A 22,561-nucleotide genomic window follows, 5' to 3' on the forward strand; every position below is an offset into this window, starting at 1 on the left:
GCCACCCCCGTCGCCCGCCGAGCCCACCCGCGCCCGCCGGGAGCACATCCCTCAGAACACCGCCTCAGGGCAACACCCGTCAGGACGTCACCTGCCGGAGCCACACCCGTCAGGGCGTCACCTGTCAGAACCACACCCGTCAGGCGAGGTCCGGCGGATCGAGTCCCGCCACAGCGAGACCCGTCGGACGGACAAGTCCCGCCGGAGCGAGCCCCCGTCAGGGCTGCGCCCCCTCAGAAGTCCCCTCAGAAGTCCCCTGGAACACCCCGAAGGAGCACTCCTCATGACCGACCGGCCGATCCTCGAACCCGCCGCCCAGGCCTTCGCCGACGCCACCGCCCAGCCGCCGTACCTCTACCAGATCCCCGTCGCGGACGGCCGCAAGGCCGTGGACGACGTCCAGAGCGGCGACGGCGTTCCGCTGCCCGCCGTCGACGAGGAGTGGATCACCGTCCACGGCGGCCCGACCGGCGACGTCCGCGCCCGGATCGTCCGCCCGAGCGGTGTCACGGGACTCCTCCCCGTCATCCTCTACATCCACGGCGCCGGCTGGGTCTTCGGCAACGCCCACACCCACGACCGGCTCGTCCGCGAACTCGCCGTCGGCGCCGGGGCGGCCGTGGTCTTCCCCGAGTACGACCTCTCGCCCGAGGCCCGCTACCCCGTCGCCGTCGAGCAGAACTACACCGTCGCCCAGTGGGTGGCCCGCGAGGGACACCACAAGGACCTCGACGGCACCCGGATCGCCGTCGCGGGCGACTCGGTCGGCGGCAACATGACCGCCGCCCTCACCCTCATGGCCAAGCAGCGCGGTGACGTCCACCTCACCCACCAGGTCCTCTTCTACCCGGTGACCGACGCGAGCTTCGACACCGACTCGTACCACGCGTTCGCCGAGGGCTACTTCCTGCGCCGTGACGCCATGAAGTGGTTCTGGGACCAGTACACGACGGAGGAGGCCGAGCGCGCCCAGATCACCGCCTCGCCGCTGCGCGCCACCACCGAGCAGCTGACCGGCCTGCCGCCCGCCCTGGTCATCACCGCCGAGGCGGACGTCCTGCGCGACGAGGGCGAGGCGTACGCCGCGAAGCTCCGCGCCGCCGGGGTGCCGGTCACCGCCCTCCGCGTCCAGGGGGCCATCCACGACTTCGTCATGCTGAACGCGCTGCGCGAGACGCGGGCCGCGGACCTCGCCATCGGCCTCGCGGTCGGCACACTGCGCGAGGCCCTCGCGTGACCGGGCCGTCGACGAGCATGCCGGTGGCGGGCCTCGTGCCCGCCCCGCGGCGGGAACAGGCGCAGGCCGACCTCCTCGTCCGCAACGCGAAGGTGTTCACCGGAGACCCCGCCCGTCCCGAGGCCCGCGCCGTCGCCGTCCGCGACGGCCGGGTCCTGGCCCTCGGCGACGACCACGACCTCGCCGGTCTCGTGGGCCCCGGGACCAAGGTCGTCGACGCCCTGGGCCGACGGGTGGTCCCCGGGCTCAACGACTCCCACCTGCACGTCATCAGGGGCGGCCTGAACTACGTCCTTGAACTGCGCTGGGACGGCGTGCGCAGCCTCCGCCAGGCCCTCGCGATGCTGCGCGAGCAGGCCGGCCGCACCCCCAGGGGGCAGTGGATCCGGGTCGTGGGCGGCTGGACCGCCGAGCAGTTCGCCGAGCGCCGGATGCCGACCGTCGCCGAGCTGAACGCCGCCGCCCCCGACACCCCGGTCTTCGTCCTGCACCTCTACCAGTCGGCGCTGATGAACCGGGCCGCCGTACGGGCCGCCGGATTCACCCGGGAGACCCCCGACCCGCGCGGCGGCCAGATCGTACGGGGCCGGGACGGCGAACCGAACGGCGTCCTCCTCGCCGCGCCGAGCGCCCTCGTCCTGTACTCCACCCTGGCCAAGGCACCGGCCCTGGACGAGGCCGACAAGCGGACCTCGACCCGCCACTTCCTGCGCGAGCTGAACCGCTTCGGTCTGACCTCGGCGGTCGACGCCGCCGGCGGGTTCCAGAACTTCCCCGACAACTACGCCACCGTCATGGACCTGGCCGCGTCGGGGGAGTTGTCCCTGCGGATCGCCTATCACCTGTTCCCGCAGACGGCCGGGCAGGAACTCGCCGACCTGAAGCGCTGGACCGAGACGGTGAAGCCCGGAGACGGCGACGAGTGGCTCCGCCTCAACGGCGCGGGGGAGAACCTGACCTGGGCCGCCGCCGACTTCGAGAACTTCTCCGAACCCCGGCCCGAACTCGCCGAGGGGTACGAGGGGGAGTTCGAGCAGGCGGTCCGGCTGCTGATGGAGAACGACTGGGGCTTCCGGCTCCACGCCACCTACGACGAGACGATCCGCCGCGACCTGGCCGTGTTCGAGAAGCTCGCCGCCGAAGGGCTCTTCCCCGGCGGCAACCGATGGCTCTTCGACCACGCGGAGACGGTCTCCGCCGACAGCCTGGACCGGATCGCGGCCCTCGGCGGCGCCGTGTCCGTGCAGAACCGGATGTCCTTCCAGGGCGCCGCGTTCCTCGACCGCTACGGCGCCGCCGCCACCGCCCACACGCCTCCGGTCCTGGCCATGCTCGACCGCGGGCTGACCGTCGCCGCCGGCACGGACGCCACCCGCGTGTCCTCGTACAACCCCTGGGTCGCGCTGCACTGGCTGGTGACCGGCAGGACCGTCGGCGGCACGGCCCTCTATCCGGCCGCCGGCCTCATCGACCGGGAGACCGCGCTCGGTCTCTACACCCGCGGCGGGGCACGGCTCACCGGTGAGCAGGACGTCAAGGGCGTCCTGCGGGAGAGCTTCTACGGCGACCTCGCGATCCTGTCGGACGACTACCTCACCGTGCCCGCCGCCGCCATCCCCGACATCGAGTCGGTGCTCACCGTCGTGGGCGGCCGGATCGTCTACGCGACCGCGGAGTACGAGGGCCTCGACGAGGCCGTCCCGCCGGTCGCCCCGGAGTGGAGCCCGGTGGCCCACTTCGGCGGCTACCAGAAGGGCGCCCGCCAGGCGTCCCTCGTGGCCGAGGCCGCCGCCGAGTCGGAGGAGCACCGCCTGTGGCGGGTCGCACGCGGCTCCGCCGCCGACACGCCCCCGCCGTTCCACGACCCCTGCTTCGCGCACTGACGAGGGACCCACCCGATGAGTACTGCCCCTTCCGCGGCCGCCGACGGCGCCGACGCCCCTCCGGACAGCAGGCCCGACGCCCCTCCCGGACGCCGCTTCGAACCGGACCTCCGGTCGATGACCCGGATCAACCTGCGTCCCATCGCCTCACCGATGCCGCTCGGTTTCTTCACGGTGGCGATCGCCTCCGTGATGACGGGCTGCCTCCAGCTCGGGCTCTTCGACGCCGAGGCCCGCGCCGCCGTCGCCCTCTGCGTACTGCCCGCCTTCGCGCTCCAACTCCTGGTGAGCGTCCTGGCCTTCGGCGCCCGGGACGTGATCGCGGCGACGCTCATGGGCGTCTTCGCCGGCAGCTGGCTGGCCTACTCGCTCGTCATGTTCAGCGGCGCGGCCGACGGCCTCAGGGTCCTGGGAGTCTTCAACCTGACGTTCCTCTGCTTCGGCGCGCTGATGGCCGCCGTGACGCGGCCCAAGCGCGCGCTGTGGCTCGTGATCGTGGTCTCCCTGCCCCGCTGGGCGGCCACCGGTCTGTCGGGACTCACCGGCGCCGAATGGCTCACCCGCACGTCCGGGGTCCTCGGCCTCCTGGTGGCGCTCGTCGCGATGTACGCGGCGTTCGCCCTGATGCTGGAGGACATGCGCAGCGAGGAGGTGCTGCCCATCGGCCGCAGCGGCCCCGCGCACACGGCCGTCGAGGGCGACCTCGCGGTCCAGCTGCGCAACCTCGAACGCCAGGCGGGCGTACGCCGCACCCTGTGAACCCGGCCCCCTGAACACGCGCATCACGCACACCGGTCACGCACACCAGTCACGCACAGCTCGCCAGGCACATCGCGGGCGCAGAGGAGCAACACCATGGAACCGCAGGTGAAGGACCGACCCGAGAAGTCCCGGTACGAGATCCTCGCCGGTGACGACGGCACCGAGACGGCGGGCTTCGCCGAGTACTTCCTCTCCGAGGGAGAGATCGCCTTCATCCACACCGAGATCGATCCCCGCTTCGCGGGCCAGGGGCTCGGCGGGCTGCTCGCCCGGGGAGCCCTCGACGACGCCGGGGCACGCGGACTGCGGGTCCTGCCGTACTGCCCCTTCGTCCGGGGCTGGATCGGCAAGCACCCCGAGTACGCCGACCTGGTGCCCGAGCCGAGCCGTGCGCGCTTCGGACTGTGACGCGCGCCCCTCCGCCCTCCGCGCTTCCACCGCACTTCCACCACCGCACTTCCACCGCACGACGAGGAGTCTCCCCGTGTCCCGATCCACCCGCCCCACCGTCGTCCTGGTCCACGGCGCCTTCGCCGACGCCTCCAGCTACGCCCGTGTCATCCCCGAACTGACCGCCGCGGGGCTCGACGTGATCGCTCCGGCGGTGCCCAACCGCAGCCTGCTCGACGACGCCGCGTACATCGCCTCGGTGGTACGCGCCGTCGAAGGGCCCGTGATCCTGGTGGGGCACTCGTACGGCGGCGCCGTCATCACCCTCGCCGGTACGGAGGACAACGTCCGGGCGCTGGTCTACCTGGCGGGGTACGCCCTCGAGGAGGGCGAGAGCCTGGGCGAGCTGCAGGGCCGCTTCCCCGACTCCGGCCTCGCCGACGCGCTCGTGTACACGCCGTTCCCCGTGGCCGGCACCACCGAGACCGGCACCGACGTGTCGGTGGAGGCCGACAGGTTCCCCGCCATCTTCGCCGCGGACGTCGAGCCGGAGCTCGCCGCGGTCCTGGCCGTCTCCCAGCGCCCCCTGGCCGCACGGGCCTTCGCCGAGGCGGCGCCGGCCGCGGCGTGGAGGACCAAGCCCTCCTGGGGGCTGGTCGCCACCTCCGACCGGACCATCAACCCCGATGTGGAGCGCTACGGCTACGAGCGGGCCGGCATGACCACCGTCGAGGTCGACTCCTCGCACCTGGTCATGCTGGCCCAGCCCAAGGCCGTGGCCGAACTCATCCAGGAGGCCGTCCGGTCCACGGCCGGCTGACCCGCCCGCCGGGCAGCGTGCCGACCCCGCCCGCCGGCCGGGGTCGGCACCTCCGCGCACGTCTCTGAACTGGAACGATTGGTCGATTTCGTTCGAGCGCTGGTAGCTTCGGGTCGTCCTCCGAGAGCACTCGGGAGGCGAACGGAGGAAGCACACCCATGAGGTTCGGCGCGAGGCTCGCGCTCGCCGTCACCACCCTGGCCGTCACGGTCACCGCCTGCGGAGCCCCGCACGACGGCGGTCCGCGGTCCCACGAGGCCACGGACTGCGGCCCCTACGCGCGGTACGGCGAGCACACCGGCACCGAGGTCACCGTCTACGCCCCGAACCGGGAACGGGAAGCCGATCTGTTCGAAGAGACCTGGGCGGACTTCGCGGAGTGCACGGGCATCGACGTCCGGTACGAGGGCGACGGGGAGTTCGAGACCCGGATCCAGCTCCGGGTCGAGGGCGGAAGCGCACCCGACGTCGCGTTCTTCCCCCAGCCCGGACTGCTGGCACGCTTCGCGCGCGCCGGGAGCCTCAAGCCCGCGAGCGCCGGCGTCGAGGCCCTGGCACGACAGGGCTGGTCGGACGACTGGAACCGTTACGCGACCGTGGACGGCACCCTCTACGGCACGCCCCTGGTCGCGAACGTGAAGTCGTTCGTCTGGTACTCACCGGTGTTCTTCCGGGAGAGGGGACTGAGCGTCCCCCGCACCTGGGCCGAACTCATGGTCCTGACGGAGAGGATCGCGGCCTCGGGGACCAAGCCGTGGTGCGCCGGTGTCGAATCCGGTGAGGCGACCGGCTGGCCCCTGACGGACTGGATCGAGGACGTCCTGCTGCGCCAGCAGGGGGCGGACGTCTACGACCGGTGGGTCGCCCACGAGATCCCGTTCGACGACCCGCGGGTGATCCGGGCCATGGACACCGTGGGATCCCTCCTCAAGAACGACCGGTACGCCAACGGCGGTTACGGCCCCGCCCGCTCGATGGCCTCGATCGCCTACCAGGAGGCCGGCACGCCGATCCTCTCCGGCGACTGCGCCATGCACCGCCAGGCCTCGTTCTACGCCGAACACTGGCCCGACGGCACCGGGATCGGACCGGACGAGGACGTCTTCGCCTTCCTCCTGCCGGGCACCGACGCGGCCGACCGTCCGGTACTCGGCGGCGGGGTGTTCGCCGCGGCGTTCTCCGACCGCCCCGAGGTCCGTGCCTTCCAGGAGTACCTGGCCACCGCCGACTTCGCGAACGCCCGGATGGCGAAGGGCCCGTTCGTCTCGGCGAACAAGGGCGTGGATCCGGCGAACGCCGCCAACCCGGTCGACAGGCGCTCGATCCAGCTGCTCCAGGACCCCCGGACGCGGTTCAGGTTCGACGGCTCGGACCAGATGCCCGCCGCGGTCGGCGCGGGAACGTTCTGGAAGGGAGCCGTCGACTGGATCACCGGCAAGGACACCGAGCGGGTGGCCCGCTCCGTCGAACGGTCCTGGCCGAGCCCCTGATGCCGTTCGACGTCGTCGCCCAGCAGCCCAAGCTGCTGCACCTCCTCCAGGGCGTGGCCGCGTTCACGGCGGTGGTCGGGCTGATCCTGCTGGCGCTGCACCGGGGCCCCGCACGGCGGCGGGGCGCGGCCTTCCTGCTGCTCGCCCCCGCTCTGCTGCTGCTCACCGCCGGCCTCCTCGTACCCGCCCTGCGCACCCTGCTGCTGTCGTTCACGGACGACGGGGGAGGGACGGGGTTCGGGATCGGCAACTACGTGTGGATGTTCACCGACCCCGAGGCGCTCGTCGCGCTGCGCAACACCCTGGCGTGGGTGATCCTCGTACCCCCGCTGGTGACGGCGGTCGGTCTGCTCTACGCGGCGGCCGTCGTCCGGTCGCGGTGGAGAGCGCTCGCCCTGTCCCTCGTCCTGCTGCCGATGGCGATCTCCTTCGTCGGCGCCGGCCTCGTCTGGAAGTTCGTCTACGCCTACCGGCCCGCGGAGGCGGAGCAGATCGGACTCCTGAACCAGCTGGTCGTGGTGTTCGGCGGCGAACCGAGGCAGTGGCTCGTGGAATCCCCCTGGAACGTCCTGCTCCTCATGGTGACGATGGTGTGGACCCAGGTGGGCTTCGCGGCCGTCCTGCTCGCGGGCGCGATCGACGCCGTACCCGACGAGATCACCGAGGCGGCCCGGCTCGACGGCGCGTCACCCCGCCGGGTCTTCCGGCACATCACCGTCCCGTCGATCCGGCCCACGCTGCTCGTCGTGCTCCTCGCCGAGGTGACCGCCACCTTCAAGACGTTCGACATCGTCAAGACCATGACCGCCGGCCACTTCGACACGGCCGTCGTCGCCCACGAGATGTACGACCAGGCCTTCCGCTACGGCCGGACGGGCCGGGGCGCGGCGCTCGCCGTCCTCCTCTTCCTGCTCGTCACCCCCGTCGCCGCCCTCCGGATCCGAGCGCACCGGAGGGCGGGATGAGCGGGATGAGCGGCGTACGGGAGCGTCTCTCCTCCCGCGCCTTCTCGGCGACCGCCGTGGTGATCGCGGTCCTCTGGACCACACCGACCCTCGGCCTCCTCCTCTCCTCGTTCCGTCCCGAGGACGAGATCAGGACGACGGGCTGGTGGACCGTGCTCGGCGCGCCGCACGTCACCCTCGACAACTACGGCGAGGTGCTGTCCGGCGGCGGGAACGCGTCGGGGCGGCTCGCCGAGCACCTCGTCAACTCGATCGTCATCACCCTCCCCTCGGTGCTGTTCCCCCTCGTCCTCGCGTTCTTCGCGGCCTACGCCCTGGCGTGGATCGACTTCAAGGGGCGCGACGCGCTCGTCGTCGGCGCCTTCGCGCTCCAGATCGTGCCCCTCCAGATGGCCCTCGTCCCCCTGCTGAAGTTCTTCTCCCAGGGCTGGCTGTTCCTGCCGGCCTGGCACCTCACCGGACCGGCCCGGTTCGGTCACGTCTGGTTCGCCCACACGGTGTTCGCGCTGCCGTTCGCGGTGTTCCTGCTCCACAACTTCCTCGCCGGACTTCCCCGGGACCTCATCGAGGCCGCCCGCGTCGACGGCGCGTCGCACGCGACCACACTGCTCAGGATCGTCCTGCCGCTGGCCCGCCCGGCCCTGCTCACCTTCGCGGTCATCCAGTTCGTCTGGGTGTGGAACGACCTGCTCGTGGCACTGACCCTGTCCGGGGGAACGTCCGAGACCGCGCCGATGACGGTCGGACTGGCGGCGCTGGCGGGGACGCGCGGCGACGAGTGGCAGCGGCTCACCGCCGGAGCCTTCGTGTCGGCGTCCGTCCCGCTGCTCGTCTTCTTCTCCCTCCAGCGCCGCTTCGCCCGGGGCCTGCTCGCCGGCTCCCTCAAGGGATGAACCCCGAGGAGGAGACCATGGGACCACGACCGAGCAGGCCCGGACTGCGGGGCAGGGAAGCCGAACTGGAGCGGCTGCGCGCCCTGGTGGAGGCGGTGCGCGACGGCGAGGGCGGCGCCGTCGCCCTGCTCCTGGGCGAGTCGGGCATCGGGAAGACCGTACTGCTCGCCGAGACCGTCTCGATCGCGCGCTCCCACGGGTTCACCGTCAGCCGGGGACGTGCCGAGGAGCTGCACGAGCTCGCGCCGCTCGCCTCGCTGGCCTCGGGCCTCCTGCACGGCGACCCGCCGCTGCTCGCCGCCGCGGACTTCGCCCACCTCGCCGGCCACCACGACCAGCGCATCTGGCTCGTCGAACGGCTGGCCCAGCTGATCGAGGAACGCTCGGCGGGCACGCCCACCCTGATCGCCATCGACGACGTCCAGTGGACCGACCCGCTCAGCCGGTTCGCACTCGACGTCATGCCGGCCCGACTGGCCGGCTCCCCGGTCCTCTGGCTCCTCGCCGGCCGGGAGGACCCCGGCCTCCGCGGGGACGGGCCGCGGACGACGACGATCCCCCTGCGGCCGCTGTCCGGCGCGGCCCTCGCCGAGCTGGCGCACGACGTGCTCGGCGGGGACGTACCGGAGAAGGCCACCGGCCTCCTCGACGGGGCGGGCGGCAACCCGTTCCTCGCGACCGAGGTGCTCGCGGGCATCGCGGCGTCGGACACGGAGGACGGATCCGGACCACCGGAGCGGCTGGTGCTCGGCGTCCGCGGCAGGCTGGCCGCGCTCCGGCCCGGCACCCTCGAATTCCTGCGCGTCGGCTCGGTCCTGGGAGGCGCCTTCTCCCTCGCCGACGCCGCCGCCCTCTGCGGCAGGCCCGCCGCCGGGCTCATCGGCGAACTCGACGAGGCGATGGCCGCCGGGCTCCTCGACGACGACGGCGAACGCCTCGCCTTCCGCCACGACCTGCTCCGCCAGGCGGTGTACGCCGACCTCGCGCCCTCCGCCCGACGGGCCCTGCACCGGGAGGCGGCGAGCCGCCTCGTCACGGCCGGCCGGACCTCCGCCGACGCGGTACCGCACCTGCTGAAGAGCGCCGAACCCGGCGATCACGAGGCGGTCGCGCTGCTCGGCCGGGCCGCCGCGGACGTCCTCCCCGTCATGCCCGACCTCGCCGCCGACCTGTCCCTGCGCGCCCTGGAGCTCGTACCGCCCCACACGCCCTCGGCGTTCGACGTGGGAGAGCAGGCCGTCACCGCGCTGACCCGCGCGGGCCGTTACACCACGGCGCGGAAGACCGGGGACGCGCTCCTCGCCCGACAGCCGCCCCTGGACGTCTTCGCCCGCCTGCAGTCCGTACTCGGCGACACCCTGTGGCACCTCGACGACATCCACGAGCTGACCCGCCGCACGACGGCCGCGCTGGCCGTCGTCACCGACCCGGCGATCTCGGCCCGGCTGACCGCGCGGCAGGCACTGGCGCGGTCACGCGGACACGACCTCGCGGCCGCCCGGGCGACCGGGGAGCGGGCGCTCGCCGCCGCGGAGCGGGCGGGCGACCGGGAGGCCCGTGTCCTCGCGCTGTGGGGCCTCGGCGAGATCGCCCTCAACGCGGGGGACTGCGCCGCCGCCGTCGAGCACCACACGGCGCTGAACGCCTTCGACGCGGCCTTCCTGCCCGAGGAGGCCGTCGCCCGGGTCCACCTGGACGACTTCGACTCGGTCCGGCTGTTGCTGCGGACGGCGGGCGACGAACCACCCCGCCCCGCGATGCTGATGTGGGCCCAGGGAAACCTGAATCTGGGGCTCGGACGGCTCGACGACGCCGAAGCCGACCTCGTCACCGTCGAGCGACTGGAAGCGGACGTCGGCGTGCCGGCGAACCTCGTCAACACCCGGGTCCACCGGGGGCACATCGCGCTGCTGCGCGGCGACCGCGCGACGGCGCGGGAACACCTGGACGTCGTCAGGGCGGCGGTGGCCGACCGGCCGAACAAGGGCAACCACGCCGTCCACCAGTACCTGGAGGCCCTGCTCGCCGACGCCGCCGGAGACCACGCGACCGCTGCCGCACGGATCCGGTCCGCCCAGCGCGACCACCCCTTCGCCCGGTGGAGGCTCCTGCGCGTCCACTTCGTCGAAGCCGTACGGATCGCCCTCCGCGCCGGAGACCGTGCCCTCGCCGAGGACCTCGCGGCCCAGGCGGCCGGACACGCCTCCCGTAACCCCGCCGTCCCGACCGCACGCGGACTCGCCGCCCACACGGCAGCCCTGGTGCACGCCGACCGCGGACTTCTGGAACAGGCCGTACGGATCCTCCTGACCGGGCCACGCCCCCTGCACCTCGCGGCGGCCTCCGCCGACCTCGGGCAGGCGCTGCTCGCCACCGGCGACACCGCCGCGACACCCGCACTGACCAGGGCGTACGAGACGTACGCACGGGCCGGCGCCGCCTTCGAGGCCGACAGGGTCCGCACCGGCCAGGACCGGGCCCCGACCCGCCCCGGCCGGCGGACCGCGTCCCGCCCGCGCCCCGGCCAGGGCTGGGACGCGCTCACCACCTCGGAACGCAAGGTCGCCCGGCTGATCGCCGCCGGCCACACCAACCGGTCCGCCGCGGCCCACCTCGTCGTCTCCCCGCACACGGTCAACACCCATCTGGCGGCGGTCTTCCGCAAGCTCTCGGTCAACTCGAGGGTCCAGCTGACCCGGCTCGTCCTGGCGGAGACCGACACCGCCGTGGCCTCCGCCGGGCACCCGCCCGGCGGCCGGTCCCCGGCACCGCCGCGCCGGTGAGCACTACGTTCCCGGGCAAGGCGTGGTGCGCGGCGCGGCAACAGGTGGTGTCGTGCCGACCGTAGCGTGACGGCGTCCAGTGCCGTGCCGTGCCGAGTGCGGTGCGGCCGACCCGAACCGAGGAGACACTTCATGCCGTGCATCACCGTGGGCCAGGAGAACACCACCCCCGTCGATCTGTACTACGAGGACCACGGCACCGGCCGGCCGGTCGTCCTCATCCACGGCTTCCCGCTCGACGGCCACTATCGAGTGACATCCCGCACCCCGCCGTGAGGGGGCCGCGCTCCGGCCGGAGCGCCGCCCCCCGGCCGGGCGACGGGGCCATGCCTCATACTGTTCCGCCGTACCGCGCGCGGACCGAGCCCCGTCCCGTGCGGCCCCGGCCGGCGGAATGAGCGTGCCCCCTTGACGACATGGCTGACGACATGGCCTCGCCCCGAGGACCCCGAGCGGGCGAGGACACCGGTCCGCGGCAGGGAGGCGGAACTCGCGTTCGTCGAGGCGCGGCTCGACGCGCTCGCCCGCGGCGAGGGCGGCATCGTCCGGGTCGAAGGCCCCGCGGGCAGCGGCAGGTCGAGGCTCCTCCTGGAGGCGTCGGCGTCCGCGGAACGGCGCGGGACGCGCGTCCTCCACGGGAGGGCGGATCCCGACGCACAGTTCGTGCCGCTCGGACCGCTTCTCGAAGGGCTCCTCTCCGGGGGCGAACCGCTCCCGGACGCCGCCCGGATCCGCGACCTCGCCGCGACACCCGGACAGCGGTTCTGGCTGCTCCAGGAACTCGCGGACCGACTGCGGGAGGCGGCCCGCGACAGGCCGCTGCTCATCCTGCTCGACGACCTCCAGTGGTGCGACGACCTCACCCTTCTCGCCTTCCACACCGTCGCGGCCGCACTCGCGTCGCACCGGGTCCTGTGGCTCGTGACCGTGCGCGGCGGAGCCGTACCGCCGGGCGTGCGCACGACCCTCGACCGGATCCGGCAGGCCGGCGCGCACGAGCTGACGCTGGGACCCCTCGGGGACCGGGCGATGGCGCGGATCACCGAGGACGTCCTCGGCGCGGTCCCCGGCCCCGACGTCCTGCGCGTCGCCGACCGCGCGGAGGGTGTGCCGCTGCTGCTGGTGGAGCTGCTCGACGCACTGAGGGAGGAGGATCTCGTGACCATCGAGAACGGCACGGCCGGGCTGACGCCCGGCGCCTTCCCCTCCCGGCGGCTGCCCTCCGTCGGACGCCGCCTCGACCAGCTGTCCGAAGCGGCCCGCGAACTGGTGGAAACGGCCGCCGCCGTGGGCCGCCCGGTCACCGTGGGCCTGCTGGCGGAGCTGCTCGACAGACCACCGGCGGCGCTGATCACGGCGGTGCGGGAGGCCCTCGAATCGGATCTCCTGGCCGAACGCGCCGACCGCCTGGCGTTCCGCCACGAGGTGGTCCGCGAGGCGGTCGAGGCCGGACTTTCCCCCTCCCTGCTCCGTACGCTGCGACGGCACGCCGCCGAAGTCCGGCCGGAGGGCCCGCGAGCCGAACCCTCCGCGCCACCGGCCGACGGCACAGGACCCGGCGAGGGCACGGAACCCGGTGGCACGGGGCCCAGCGAGGGTACGGAACCCGGTGGCAAGACGGGCCCCCGCGACAGGACGGGACCCGGCCGGCCGCGTACCGCCGCGGCGGAACTCCCGACCACCGCTCCCGGAGCGGCCGCGCCCCCGCGCCCCCGCACCCCGGAACCCACTGCCGCCGACGCACCGGAACCCACCGCCGACGATGTCCCGGAAGGAGCGGAGGAGGCCGCCGGGACGGTCCCGCCGCTCGGGCGGCCGGGCCAGGACGCGGTCACCCGCACGTGGCTCATGAACCGCACCCGGGCCCTCCTGGAGGCCGGGCGGCCTGCGGACGCCCGGGCCGCCGCGGAAGCCGCGTCCGAGCCGGTGGACGGGCTCGGCCGGGGCGACTTCGCCGACATCACGTTCCACCACACGATGATGCGCGTCGCGATCCACACCGACGACGGGCGGGCCGTACGGAGGTACGCGTCGGAGGCACGGCGGGCACGGAGCGCCGGCACGCCACGCGTCCGTACCGTCGGCGCCTGGATGCTCGCGCTGGCGGCCGACTTCGACGGCCTGCCCGAACGGGCCGTGGCCGCACTCGACGAGGTGATGGCCGCACAGGCCGGAGAGCCCGCCTTCCCCGTCGGCCCGGTCGATCCCGCCGACCTTCCCGTCCTCGTCCGCATGGCCCTGCGGGCCGGCATCCACGACCGGGCCGCGCCGGCGGTCCGCGCGGCCGAACGGCGGGCCGAGCTCGACCCCGGCTCCACGCTCCTCGCCGCCACCGCCGCGCACGCCCGGGGGCTGCTCGACAACAGCCTCGGACACCTCCGGCGCGCGGTCCTGCTGCACGAGGACGGCCCCCGGCCGCTGGCCAGGGCGTCGGCCCTCGAGGACACCGGCCGGAAGCTCGCCGCCACCCGGAAGTCCGAAGCGGTGCCGTACCTGGAGAAGGCCCTCGCCCTCTACACGCGGGCGGGGGCCGAGCGGGACGTCGCGCGCGTCCACCGGCGCCTGCGGGCCGCGGGCCTCCGCAGGCGGCCCTCGCCGGCGGGACAGGACGCGCGGTGGCCGGAACTGACGGCGGCGGAGGTCCGGGTGGCCCGGCTGGTGGCCCGGGGGCTGACGAACCCACAGGTGGCCGAGCACCTCTCCCTCTCACCGCACACCGTGGGTTCGCACCTCCGCCGCGCCTTCACCAAGCTCGACATCACCTCGCGCGGCGAGCTGACCCGGCTGGTGGAGACCCGCGACAGCGGAGAGTGATCGCTTCGTATCCCTCACCACCGCCGTACCAATGGACGATTCGTGCGATGTGCCGACGTCGTCGCTTCCTCAGAATGATCAAGAGCCGCGGCAAGGAGAGCCGATCCGCGGGGAGCAGGTGGTCGAGAGAGGAACAGCGCATGACCGTGAGGCCCCAACGAGCCCGTCCCGGCAGCCCGGAGCTACAGGCGCTGGTCGACGAACTCGCGGAGAGGCTGGGGCGGTCCGTCGCGGTCGACGATCCGCTGGTCCGCATGATCTGCACGAGCCGCCACTTCGGCGACGAGGACCCGGTACGCATCGGCACCCTGCTGCAGGGCCGCGCCGACAACGCGGCCGTGCGGTACGTGCTCGCCCAGGGAGTGGCCCGGTGGCCGAGACCCGGATTCATCGACGGCCGCGACGATCTCGGACTGCTGCCCCGCTACGTCGTACCGCTGCGCGAGCGCGGACACCTCCTCGGCCTCCTCATGGTGGTCGTGCCGGGGAAGGAACTCGGGGAGGGGGAGACCGAGGCCATCGCGCGGGCCGCCGACGCCATGGCCGCCCAGATGTACGGCGAACACCTCGCCGCCGACACCCGCAAGAGCGACGAGCGGACGCTGGTCCTCGAACTGACCGACGCCGACGTCGCCACGCGGACCGCCGCACGCCGGCGGGCCGTGGAACTCGGACTGCTCGGGGTGGCGGAGCACGTCCTGGTCACCCTCGTCCGGCTGAACCGCGGCACGGAACCCGTACGGCAGTCCGAGGCGGCACTCTGGGCGGCCCTGGAAGGCTTCCGGCGGACGCGCGGGGCGCAGGGCGTCATCGCGATCGACCAGGAGCGGGCCGTCCTGCTCCAGCTGCGCGACCGGCCCCCCGGCCCGGACGAGATCGCCGCCCAGTCCGGCCGCATCCTCGACGAACTCCACACGTTCCTCGACCCGTCGGCCGCCCCCGTGATCGGAGTCGGCGGACGGCACCTGGGACTGCACCACGCCCGGACCTCGTACGAGCAGGCGCTCGTGGCGGCCCGTGCGGCGCGCCGGCTGCCGTCCTTGAGGAGCACGGGCGACTGGGACCGTCTCGGGGAGTTCGCCGTCCTCCTCCAACTCCCCGAGCACGCACTGAACGCGTCCCTCGTTCCGGAGCCCCTCCGCACCCTCGGCGAGGCCCACGGCGGCGACCGGCTGCGGGAGACCCTGCGGAGCTTCCTCGAACACGCCGGATCGATCCCCAGGACCGCGGAGGCCCTGGGACTCCACCGCACGTCGCTCTACTACCGCCTGCGCCAGATCCAGGAGATCACCGGACTCGACCTGGACGACGGCGCCCACCGTCTCACCCTGCACCTCGGGCTCAGGATCGAGGAACTCCTCGCCACGGGCGACGACGCGCCCGTGTGAGACGGCCCGGCCCCGCGGCGGGCCCTCACCGCTTCGACAGAGCGAGGAGGATCCGCCGCCCGATTCCTACAGCACGCGGTGGTGGCTGCGACACGCCGCATCCGAAGATGTCAGAGACGAGGCGGGCCCGACGGCCGGCCCGTGAACGGGGAGCACACATGCGGGAGATCATCACGACGGACGGGACACGCCTCGCGTACCGAGACAGCGGTGGCGAGGGCGTTCCGCTGGTGATGCTGCACGGCTGGGGCCAGACACAGGAGATGTTCCGCCACCAGGTCGCGGGCCTGGCCCCCGGCCGTCGCGTCGTCACCGTCGACCTGCGGGGCCACGGGCTGTCCGGAAAGCCTCGGCACGGCTACCGCGTCGCCCGCCTCTCCCGGGACGTCCTCGAACTCGTCGACCACCTGCGGCTCGGCCGGTTCGACGCGCTGGGCTGGTCCATGGGCGTCTCGGTGTGGTGGAGCTTCATCGACCAGTACGGCACCGGACGGATCCGGCGGTTCGTCGCCGTCGACCAGCCGGCGGCCGTGGCCGCCGTTCCCTGGACCACCGAGCGGGAGCGGCGGGACTCCGGCGCCATCTTCGACGTCCCGGACCTCCTCGCCCTGGGCGCCGCGCTCGCGGCGCCGGGCGGCGACGAGGTGCGCGCCGGCTTCGTACGCGGCATGTTCTCCGGCGACCCCGACCCGGAGGTGCTCGCCTTCGTCGCCGAGCAGATCACCGCCACACCCGCCTACGCCGGCGTGCCCCTGCTGTTCGACCACTGCGCCCAGGACTGGCGCGACGTCCTTCCCAGGATCGACGTGCCGACCCTGGTGATCGGCTGCGAGGGGAGCCATGTGCACCCCGATTCGCAGCGGTTCGTCGCCGGGCAGATCCCCGGTGCGCGTCTGCACGTCTTCCCCTCCGACGTGGCGAACTCGCACTTCCCGTTCCTGGAGAACCCGCCCGCCTTCAACGCGGTGGTGGAGAAGTTCCTGTCCGAGGCACCCGAGGCACCCGAGGCACCCGAGGCACCCGAGGCACCCGAGGTGCCCGAGGCGCGCGCCCGGCGCGTGACCGGCGGGTCCGCCCGGCACATCCATGAAGAACCGTTCGCTCTGGAGCACCCGTGAACCCCTCCTTGCCGTCCCCCGCGCCGGCGTCCTCCGACCCCGAACGGCTCGTTCAGGTCCTCCCCGGAATGCCGGGAACGCCGGGAAGGGAGGACGGAAACCACCTCTACCTGGGCATGCACGTCCGCGGGCCGGTCATGAGCGTCCGGCAGGGGACCGCGCGTCCCCTGGAGCCGAACGACCTGGTCTTCTGCGACCCGGCCCGGCGCCACCTGCTGCGCTTCGGCGACGACTGCCAGATGGTCTTCTTCCGGATACCCCGCTGCCATCCGGGAGTCACGGGGCCGGAACTGGACCGGGTCCTCGGGGTGCCGGTGAGCGGCGGCGAAGGGCTGGGGGCGCTGGTCTCCGGCTTCCTGACCTCGCTCGCCACCGAGCTCGCCACCGAGACGCGGCCCCACAGGTCCGCGCCGGGGGACCGGCTCGCCCGGACGGCCGTCCACCTCCTCTCCGTCCTGGTCGTCGAGCTCCTGGAGACGGACGCGGCCGACGACGCGGCCGACGCGCAGGGCGTCGGCGCGGAGACGCTGTCCCGGATCCGGGCGTACGTCGAAGGGCATCTGATGGACCCGGACCTCACACCGGAGTCGATCGCACGGGCCCACCACATCTCCGTCCGCTACCTGCACAAGCTCTTCCAGAACGACGGCACCACGGTGAGCCAATGGGTGCGGAGCCGTCGGCTCGAATCGTGCAGGATCGAACTGGGCCGGTCCCACCGGAGGTTCACCGTGGCCTCGGTGGCGCGCCGCTGGGGCTTCAGCAGCCCCTCGCACTTCAGCCGGACGTTCCGGGGCGCGTACGGCATGTCCCCCCGGGAATGGCAGTCGCTGGCGGCCTCGGCCTTCGCTCCCCTCCAAGAGGAAGCCCCGGTAGGCGAGTTCGCGGGCGGACGTGCGCTGACATGACGGGGCGGGTGCGCCGGTGGGCAACGGACGGCGCCCCTCCGGCCCTACCGTGGGGTGTCATGACCGTCCCCACAGTCGTCCTCGTGCACGGTGCCTTCGTCGGCGCGGCGACCTGGATAGGCGTCGTCTCGGAGCTGCAGAGCCGCGGCATCCCGGTGGTCGCCCCGCCGAACCCGCTGCGCGGTCTCGCCTCCGACGCCGCCTACGTCGCCTCCGTCGTCGCCCAGATCGACGGGCCCGTCCTGCTCGTCGGCCACTCCTACGGAGGCGCGCTGATCACCGTGGCGGGCATCGCGGAGAACGTCCTGGGACTCGTCTACGTGGCCGCGTACGTCCCCCACGAGGGGGAGACCCTCGACGAGCTCCGGGGACGCTTCGCGAGAACCCCGTCGACGAGCAGCCTGAAGGAGTGGACGTACCCGCTCGCCGGCGGGGACGCGGCCGTCGAGGTCACCATCGAGGAGGAGGCCTTTCCGGCGGTCGTCGCCGCGGACGTGGCCGCGGACGTCGCGAGGGTGCTGGCGGCGACCCAACGGCCCCTCGCCCTCGCGGCCTTCACCGGTACGTGCTCCGCCGCCGCTTGGCGGGCGAAGCCGTCCTGGGCCCTGGTGGCCGGCGCCGACCGCGTGATCGACCCGGAGGTCCAGCGCTTCGGCGCCCGGCGGGCCGGAGCGGTCGTCGTCGAGCTGCCGGACGCCTCCCACGCCGTCCCCCTGTCCGAGCCCAGCGAGGTCGCCGCTCTGATCAGGGACGCGCTACGGGCGACGCGCTGACCGCGGCGGCTCGGTTTCCGTAGCGGCTCGGTTCCCGTAACGGCCGGTGTCGATCTCCCAGCGGTGGTAGCCGGCGATCCAGGCGGCGAGGCCGTCGACGTACCGGCGGGCGGCCTCGCGCGCGGCAGGGGAGAGGCCGAGGAGGTCGCACACCTCGGGGACCTGCGCCGACAGCTCCACGAAGCGGTCGACCATCGCCTGGGCCTCGCGCATCACCTGGACGGCCGCCTCCTCGGGGGTGCCGCCGAGTTCCTCGCGGACGATCATCACCATGTTCGCCACGTCGCCCCGGGCGAGCTCCTGGGCGTAGGAGTGCACGTCGTTGGTGAACGACGGTATGTCGGCCGCGAGTTGACGCATGCGACGGAGGACCGGGTGGTGCAGCACCTCCTGCGGCAGCTCGAACCGGTTGAGCCGCTCGACCATGTCGAAGAGGGTCTCCATGGCGGCCGTGCCCCGGCGGAGCGCCAGATACCCCTCGCGGTCCGGGAGCCGTCCGGAGAGCCGGCCCGCGGCCTCGGCGGGATGGCAGGCGAAGTACCACTCCCAGTTGTAGGCGGACCGGGCGCGCCACCGCGCGGACATGCCGCGCAGACTGCGCTCCCAGAGGTCGGCGAAGGCCTGCTCGACGGGGGTACGGGCCTCGGGCGCGGGGCCGTCGCCGTGCATGAGGGCCGTCAGACGGGCGCTGACCTCCGCCACCCGTGCCGGGGCCCGGCCGAGGTCCGAGTCGAACCGGTCGTCGAAGAAGAAGTAGAAGCTGAGCAGGTCCGCGGCGAGGACGAGGTCGTCGGTCGCGCAGTCGGGGCTGGTGAACGCGGCGAGACGGGGCACGTCCCACCGGTCGTACGACGCCGGGTCGACGACACCGGCGAGCCCTTCGTTCCGGAGCAGCCAGTCCCGGTGGAGCGGCACGACGGATCTCTGGTTCGGATTGCTGCGCGGTGGAAACGGCAGATCGAGCATCGCGGCGTTGAACACTGGACCCCCAGGCGTTGACCCCGGGTGATCGCCCAACGCACCCCGGCGCGATCGAAAGGGTACTGGACTTGATCATCAACTGCCAGGGACGCCGGGGGAGTCACTTGGACCGCTCGGCGCCCTCGTGCCCGCGCGGCCGCCCCCTGACCAGGCGGTTGTCGGTCCGCCACGACGGCGTTGTCAGTGGTGGCCGATAGCTTGGGACGTGTTCGAGAGACGGTGCGGAAGGAGCGAACTCGTGGGTGTCGCACATGCGTTGAGGGTGGTCCTCGTCGATGTCAACGAGGAGGTCGTGGCGGCCTGGCGGTCCGCGTTCGCGGACACGCCCGGGGTCGAGATCCGGCGGGGTTCCCTGCTCGATGTCGACGTGGACGCGTGGGTGTCCCCGACCAACGCGCGGGGCCGGATGGACGGCGGTGTCGACGGCGTCGTCAAGCGGCACCTCGGTGCCGGCGTCCAGGTGCGGGTGCAGCGGGCGATACGCGACCGGTTCGGCGGAAGCCTGCCGGTGGGCAGCGCGGTGTGCGTCCCGTCAGGAGCGGCCGTACCGCGGTATCTGATCTCGACGCCGACCATGCGGCAGTCCTCGCAGAACATCAGCGAGACGATGAACGTGGCGCTGGCGTGCGCGGCCGCGTTCCAGGCGGTGCACCTGCAGAACCGGGCGGAGCCCGGCAGCATCCGGTCGGTGGCGCTCGTGGGGATGGGAGCGCAGACGGGGCGGGTGCCCGCGCGGGTCTGCGCCAACCTGATGTGGACGGGCTACACCCTGTTCCACGACCACGGGTTCACGGACTACGACGAGCTCCGGGCCGCGGTGCTGGGCCAGCTCGACGACATCGAGGGAGCGGGGTCCGCGCGGCGGGTCCGGATCACCGTGCCGCGGCGGCCTTCCTTTCGCCACTGACCCGAAGACCCCACAGACCGGCACCGCACAGGGCGGGAAGACCGGTGAGGACGCCACCGCGTCCGATCAGCAGTCCGGCGCGCCCGAGGGGCCGTCCGGTTCGAGTGACGGGAGTCCAGCCCTCGTGAACGAAGCCGACGTTCCCACCCCGGACGAGAAGGGTGCCCCGGCAGGGGACCCGCTGGGTCTGGCCGAGCTGTTCACCGGCGGCGGCGAGCCGTGGCTGCCGCTTCTCGGCCCGGTGATCGAGGCGCAGCCGGGAGCCGCCGACTTCATCGGCCCGAAGCGCAGCCCGGAGGTGGTGCCGGTGCGCGAGCTGACGTTCCAGGCGTTGAAGCCGCACCCGCCGCAGAAGTGGAAGGTGGTGGTCTTCGGACAGAACCCGTATCCGCGGGCGGAGAGCGCGACCGGCATCGCGATGTTCGACAACACCTTCAACGACTGGAAGGACAGCCAGTTCGGCCGGGTGGTCAGCATCCGCTGCATCATCAAGGCCGCCGCGATGTGGAAGTACGGCATCGTCAAGAAGACGCCGATCGCCGACATCCGGAGCCTGCTGAAGAAGGAGGACACGGTCCAGCCGCCGGAGTGGTTCCAGGCGATGCTCACCCAGGGCGTCCTCCTGCTGAACGCGTCGCTCACGGCGAGCACGGACGGGGCGATGCCGACCGACCGGCACACCTCGTTCTGGCGGCCGGTGGCCGAGCAGATCGTCGAGGAGATCCTCCGGGCGAAGCAGGACGCCGAGGAGGAGGACCGGGGGGTGGTCTTCGCCTGGTGGGGCGCGCACGCCCGCAGCCTGAAGCGCGTCGTCCAGCGCCTGGAGAAGAAGTACCCGGGGGTCGAGGTCCGGCACCTGGACCACCCGAACCCGGCGGCGCAGGGGGACATCTTCTGCGAGGGGGGCCACTTCGCCCAGGTGAACGACGCCCTGGCGGCGGTGGGGGCCGAGCCGGTCGACTGGCTGCCCCGGAAGGGCTGGGACCGGGAGACGGCGGGCGCCGGCGGCGCGCAGGACGATGGTGTCGCGGAGCGGATGGGGGCGTTCATCGCGTCCACGATGGAGCTGCACCAGCTGTATCTGGAGCGGCTCACCAGCGTCAAGGACGAGGGGCTCGTCCTGCCGCCGGTCACCGGGGTGTTCGACACGCCGCTGATGGACTTCCGGAAGGCCGTCGACCCGGTGTCACGAGTACTCGTCGGCCTGGACGGGCACATCGAGCGGTCGAGCCGGTTCGGGGAGGCCAAGGTCGCGGCGGGTGCCGACGGGCTCTCCGCCGACGCGATCTCGGCGCTGTACCTCTACACGTGCGAATCGGCGTTCTACCGCGAGATCAACGCCGTGCTGAGGTCCGCGGACCGGGAGCGGCTGGTGCCGTACCTGCCTTACCTGCGGTTGCTGTTCTCGGCGGTGGCGGCGCTGCCGGCGCGGACGGAGCCGTTGTGGCGCGGTGTGGCGCTGGACCTGCGGTCCCAGTATCCGGTGGGCCGGACGGTGACATGGTGGGGCGTGTCGTCGTGCACGTCCGAGCTCGGTGTGGCCCGGGCGTTCCTCGGGAACCGCGGCAGGCGGACCCTGTTCGAGGTGACGCCGGCGCGGGCCGTGGGGATCCGGCGGTTCTCCGCGTTCACGGGCGAGGAGGAGTACATCCTCGCGCCCGGCACACAGCTGAAGGTGACGGAGGTGAAGGCCGAGCGCGGGGGCCTGTGCACCGTACGGCTGGCCGAGCTGGAAGGCCAGGGGCTGGTGTCCTGAGAAGTCATCCGGGCAGGTTGGTTACGCTGCCCGGTATGGATGAATCCATCGCGCACCCGTTCCTCGCGAGGCCGGTCACCGGGATCAATGGTGCTGTCGCCATCCTGCGTGCCCTGAAGAGCGAAGACGCCTCCGGTTTCGGGGAATTCCTCGAAGCACTCTCGGCGGAGACCAGGGAGCGCTACAGCCCACACCCGCTCGACCGGACCGAAGCGGAGCGGATCTGTGCCGCTCTCGACGACCCGACCGCCCTGCGTTTCGTGCTGGCGGATGCCCGTGACGATCGCGTGGTGGCGTATCTGCTGGCCCAGTTCGCAATCCCGGACGGCGAGAAGGCGCGTTACCGGGAGCGCGGGTGGACCATCGAGGACGGCGCGGACTGCCGCATCGCCCCCGTCGTCGCCGATCATTTGCAGGGCAACGGTCTCGGAACCGAGCTGCTCAAAGGGGCGCTCGACATCCTGCGCCGGCGCGGATGCCGACACGTCATCCTCTTCGGCGGTACCCGAACCTCCAACGCCCGGGCGATCCGCGCCTACGAGAAGGCGGGATTCAAGCCGGCCGGAGTCTTTCGCGAACGGGGGATCGAGAGCGTCGACATGTGGCTCTCCCTGAAGTAGCAGGCCCGAGAGCCATTGCCGCAGGTGTCCGACGCCGCGCAGGACGGCGTCGGAGCGCAGCGCGTCGTCCATC

At 73.0% G+C, this 22,561-nt stretch carries 18 protein-coding genes and 1 pseudogene; 18 read left to right on the forward strand and 1 reads right to left on the reverse strand.

Annotated elements, in window-relative coordinates:
* The first annotated feature begins 283 nt into the window (after positions 1-283).
* The 15 genes and pseudogenes from ACFWUY_RS10185 to ACFWUY_RS10255 all read left to right on the forward strand — a co-directional run bounded on the left by ACFWUY_RS10185 (position 284) and on the right by ACFWUY_RS10255 (position 18,224).
* Positions 284-1,237 carry an alpha/beta hydrolase gene (locus ACFWUY_RS10185; RefSeq protein WP_384104793.1) on the forward strand — a complete coding sequence of 318 codons (954 nt, stop codon included), beginning with the start codon at positions 284-286 and terminating at the stop codon, positions 1,235-1,237.
* A gap of 17 nt (positions 1,238-1,254) precedes the next feature.
* A complete protein-coding gene (locus ACFWUY_RS10190) occupies positions 1,255-3,120 on the forward strand; it encodes an amidohydrolase (RefSeq protein ID WP_384105040.1) in 1,866 nt (621 codons plus the stop codon).
* A gap of 15 nt (positions 3,121-3,135) precedes the next feature.
* The gene (locus ACFWUY_RS10195; protein WP_384104796.1) at positions 3,136-3,879 is read left to right on the forward strand and encodes a GPR1/FUN34/YaaH family transporter; all 744 of its coding nucleotides are present in this window, start codon (positions 3,136-3,138) and stop codon (positions 3,877-3,879) included.
* Positions 3,880-3,975: 96 nt separating this feature from the next.
* Positions 3,976-4,290 carry a GNAT family N-acetyltransferase gene (locus ACFWUY_RS10200; protein ID WP_384104803.1) on the forward strand — a complete coding sequence of 105 codons (315 nt, stop codon included), beginning with the start codon at positions 3,976-3,978 and terminating at the stop codon, positions 4,288-4,290.
* A 76-nt stretch (positions 4,291-4,366) separates the two neighbouring features.
* Positions 4,367-5,092 carry an alpha/beta fold hydrolase gene (locus tag ACFWUY_RS10205; protein WP_384104810.1) on the forward strand — a complete coding sequence of 242 codons (726 nt, stop codon included), beginning with the start codon at positions 4,367-4,369 and terminating at the stop codon, positions 5,090-5,092.
* Between the two features lie 158 nt (positions 5,093-5,250).
* The gene (locus ACFWUY_RS10210) at positions 5,251-6,582 is read left to right on the forward strand and encodes an ABC transporter substrate-binding protein (protein WP_384104815.1); all 1,332 of its coding nucleotides are present in this window, start codon (positions 5,251-5,253) and stop codon (positions 6,580-6,582) included.
* A complete protein-coding gene (locus ACFWUY_RS10215; protein WP_384104818.1) occupies positions 6,582-7,547 on the forward strand; it encodes a carbohydrate ABC transporter permease in 966 nt (321 codons plus the stop codon). The genes ACFWUY_RS10210 and ACFWUY_RS10215 overlap by 1 nt, the downstream gene beginning before the upstream one ends.
* Positions 7,544-8,440: a carbohydrate ABC transporter permease gene (locus ACFWUY_RS10220; RefSeq protein ID WP_384104821.1), complete on the forward strand. Its 897-nt coding sequence runs from the start codon at positions 7,544-7,546 to the stop codon at positions 8,438-8,440. Before ACFWUY_RS10215 ends, ACFWUY_RS10220 begins: the two co-directional genes overlap by 4 nt.
* A 17-nt stretch (positions 8,441-8,457) precedes the next feature.
* Positions 8,458-11,223: an ATP-binding protein gene (locus tag ACFWUY_RS10225; RefSeq protein ID WP_384104824.1), complete on the forward strand. Its 2,766-nt coding sequence runs from the start codon at positions 8,458-8,460 to the stop codon at positions 11,221-11,223.
* Positions 11,224-11,355: 132 nt separating this feature from the next.
* Positions 11,356-11,469: pseudogene (locus ACFWUY_RS10230) on the forward strand (alpha/beta fold hydrolase); the annotation flags it as partial.
* A 162-nt stretch (positions 11,470-11,631) separates the two neighbouring features.
* Positions 11,632-14,037 carry an AAA family ATPase gene (locus tag ACFWUY_RS10235; protein ID WP_384104829.1) on the forward strand — a complete coding sequence of 802 codons (2,406 nt, stop codon included), beginning with the start codon at positions 11,632-11,634 and terminating at the stop codon, positions 14,035-14,037.
* A gap of 140 nt (positions 14,038-14,177) precedes the next feature.
* Positions 14,178-15,425 carry a PucR family transcriptional regulator gene (locus tag ACFWUY_RS10240; protein WP_384104835.1) on the forward strand — a complete coding sequence of 416 codons (1,248 nt, stop codon included), beginning with the start codon at positions 14,178-14,180 and terminating at the stop codon, positions 15,423-15,425.
* Positions 15,426-15,583: 158 nt separating this feature from the next.
* Complete coding sequence (locus ACFWUY_RS10245; protein WP_384104840.1) at positions 15,584-16,543, forward strand: alpha/beta fold hydrolase; 960 nt, start codon at positions 15,584-15,586, stop codon at positions 16,541-16,543.
* A complete protein-coding gene (locus tag ACFWUY_RS10250; protein WP_384104847.1) occupies positions 16,540-17,451 on the forward strand; it encodes an AraC family transcriptional regulator in 912 nt (303 codons plus the stop codon). The genes ACFWUY_RS10245 and ACFWUY_RS10250 overlap by 4 nt, the downstream gene beginning before the upstream one ends.
* Before the next feature lie 59 nt (positions 17,452-17,510).
* A complete protein-coding gene (locus ACFWUY_RS10255) occupies positions 17,511-18,224 on the forward strand; it encodes an alpha/beta fold hydrolase (protein ID WP_384104850.1) in 714 nt (237 codons plus the stop codon).
* On the opposite strand, the gene ACFWUY_RS10260 is transcribed toward ACFWUY_RS10255, so the two are convergent.
* The gene (locus ACFWUY_RS10260; RefSeq protein WP_384104856.1) at positions 18,207-19,139 is read right to left on the reverse strand and encodes a terpene cyclase; all 933 of its coding nucleotides are present in this window, start codon (positions 19,137-19,139) and stop codon (positions 18,207-18,209) included. The genes ACFWUY_RS10255 and ACFWUY_RS10260 overlap by 18 nt on opposite strands.
* Before the next feature lie 304 nt (positions 19,140-19,443).
* Here ACFWUY_RS10260 and ACFWUY_RS10265 point away from each other — a divergent pair, with 304 nt between their 5' ends.
* From ACFWUY_RS10265 to ACFWUY_RS10275, 3 genes are all read left to right on the forward strand, one after another.
* Positions 19,444-20,112 (forward strand): macro domain-containing protein, encoded by a 669-nt coding sequence (locus ACFWUY_RS10265; protein ID WP_384104863.1) that lies wholly within the window; start codon positions 19,444-19,446, stop codon positions 20,110-20,112.
* Positions 20,113-20,236: 124 nt separating this feature from the next.
* The gene (locus tag ACFWUY_RS10270) at positions 20,237-21,868 is read left to right on the forward strand and encodes an ADP-ribosyltransferase domain-containing protein (RefSeq protein WP_384104867.1); all 1,632 of its coding nucleotides are present in this window, start codon (positions 20,237-20,239) and stop codon (positions 21,866-21,868) included.
* Positions 21,869-21,903: 35 nt separating this feature from the next.
* Positions 21,904-22,488 carry a GNAT family N-acetyltransferase gene (locus tag ACFWUY_RS10275; protein WP_384104870.1) on the forward strand — a complete coding sequence of 195 codons (585 nt, stop codon included), beginning with the start codon at positions 21,904-21,906 and terminating at the stop codon, positions 22,486-22,488.
* Positions 22,489-22,561 lie beyond the last annotated feature (73 nt).

Origin of the sequence: Streptomyces sp. NPDC058664 (genome assembly GCF_042716635.1) — a bacterium.
Lineage (GTDB): Bacteria > Actinomycetota > Actinomycetes > Streptomycetales > Streptomycetaceae > Streptomyces.

Coding starts and splice junctions, on each gene's coding strand:
- ACFWUY_RS10185 (WP_384104793.1), top strand. CDS start 284: ATGACCGACCGGCCGATCCTCGAACCCGCCGCCCAGGCCTTCGCCGAC.
- ACFWUY_RS10190 (WP_384105040.1), top strand. CDS start 1,255: ATGCCGGTGGCGGGCCTCGTGCCCGCCCCGCGGCGGGAACAGGCGCAG.
- ACFWUY_RS10195 (WP_384104796.1), top strand. CDS start 3,136: ATGAGTACTGCCCCTTCCGCGGCCGCCGACGGCGCCGACGCCCCTCCG.
- ACFWUY_RS10200 (WP_384104803.1), top strand. CDS start 3,976: ATGGAACCGCAGGTGAAGGACCGACCCGAGAAGTCCCGGTACGAGATC.
- ACFWUY_RS10210 (WP_384104815.1), top strand. CDS start 5,251: ATGAGGTTCGGCGCGAGGCTCGCGCTCGCCGTCACCACCCTGGCCGTC.
- ACFWUY_RS10215 (WP_384104818.1), top strand. CDS start 6,582: ATGCCGTTCGACGTCGTCGCCCAGCAGCCCAAGCTGCTGCACCTCCTC.
- ACFWUY_RS10220 (WP_384104821.1), top strand. CDS start 7,544: ATGAGCGGGATGAGCGGCGTACGGGAGCGTCTCTCCTCCCGCGCCTTC.
- ACFWUY_RS10225 (WP_384104824.1), top strand. CDS start 8,458: ATGGGACCACGACCGAGCAGGCCCGGACTGCGGGGCAGGGAAGCCGAA.
- ACFWUY_RS10240 (WP_384104835.1), top strand. CDS start 14,178: ATGACCGTGAGGCCCCAACGAGCCCGTCCCGGCAGCCCGGAGCTACAG.
- ACFWUY_RS10245 (WP_384104840.1), top strand. CDS start 15,584: ATGCGGGAGATCATCACGACGGACGGGACACGCCTCGCGTACCGAGAC.
- ACFWUY_RS10255 (WP_384104850.1), top strand. CDS start 17,511: ATGACCGTCCCCACAGTCGTCCTCGTGCACGGTGCCTTCGTCGGCGCG.
- ACFWUY_RS10275 (WP_384104870.1), top strand. CDS start 21,904: ATGGATGAATCCATCGCGCACCCGTTCCTCGCGAGGCCGGTCACCGGG.